Origin of the sequence: Segatella baroniae DSM 16972 = JCM 13447 (assembly GCF_000426585.1) — a bacterium.
GTDB lineage: Bacteria > Bacteroidota > Bacteroidia > Bacteroidales > Bacteroidaceae > Prevotella > Prevotella baroniae.
Map to the genome: position 1 here is coordinate 1 of NZ_AUFQ01000048.1, position 1,096 is coordinate 1,096.

The 1,096-nt window shown below is 41.2% G+C and carries 1 pseudogene; it reads left to right on the plus strand.

Annotated features, from left to right (window positions below):
- A pseudogene (locus K334_RS15495) lies at positions 1–128 on the plus strand (ATP-binding protein); the annotation flags it as partial.
- Between the last annotated feature and the right edge of the window lie 968 nt (positions 129–1,096).

Consider the following 1,096-nt stretch of genomic DNA (forward strand, 5'->3'; position numbering starts at 1 on the left):
AGCGCAATCAGATGGAACGCCTCGCCACCCTTGACTTTGTACATAAGGGGCAGAACCTCTTCATTACCGGCTCTTCAGGTACGGGGAAAAGCTATATAGCATGTGCCCTTGGCCACGAGGCATGTAAATCCTTGCGTCCTGAGGAAAGGGACGCAGGGGAGGTGGAAGTATTCATGAACGGGCGGCGGCGAGGATATGCTCCGCTTTATCCGCTTTCAATCATTATCGCTTTGTCTTATCAATTGGACAGCACAGAAGTTCGCTTGTTCAGAAAACACATCTGCCAAGAGCTACAACGCCCTGCACCAGTGATGGAGCAGACATATCTACACTGCAATGGCAGTATCAATTGATATACTTTTCTCTTTCACCGATATTATCTTACTACATTACTACAAGGAAGGATAATATGGTGAAAGAAAAAGGGTTGCGCGTAGTCAGAAGCTGAAGTATCTATTACTACGGACTGACTACATTCTTTTTAATGTGTCTTCTTGTCGCATCGGTCGTTTTCGTTTCAGATGCCTCACAAAGGTAGGGAAGAACTAATGCAAGGTCTTTGAGGAAAAACGCAATTGGAATGAACACAGCGGAGCGCAAGGGTGCCAATTTTCTCCAAAACCAGAGGTTATGGCATTGTAGCAGAATCAATTTTCTGAATTACCTTTGCGCCTGAATGGGAACGGTTAATGGATGTGATGCGGTAAAGAGTCTGATTCGGATAAGAAGTAAAAATCTGATTGTATACAACATTATCAGATAGATGTGGAAAGTCGTAATAAAGCGGGCGTGTAAAAGCCGCCCGCGACAAGCGATGTGACTTTTAAACTGCTTCCAAGAAAAGAAAATATAGAAAAAGAAATATTCTAAAAAAAAATGTCTTGTAGAAATCCATCCCCAAGAACTATGAATAGACACCATAGCAATGTGGTAGAAAGCAGGTTTGCTGATTTTTTATAGACTGACCCCAATATCTTTTCGCTGTCGATCATGCTAAAAGTAACCGATGTTCAAGTTAGAAGTACAATTTGTTAAAAGTGTTAATTGCACGTTTAAATAATAGACTTTAAAACATTGATAATCAGTAGGTATTGAA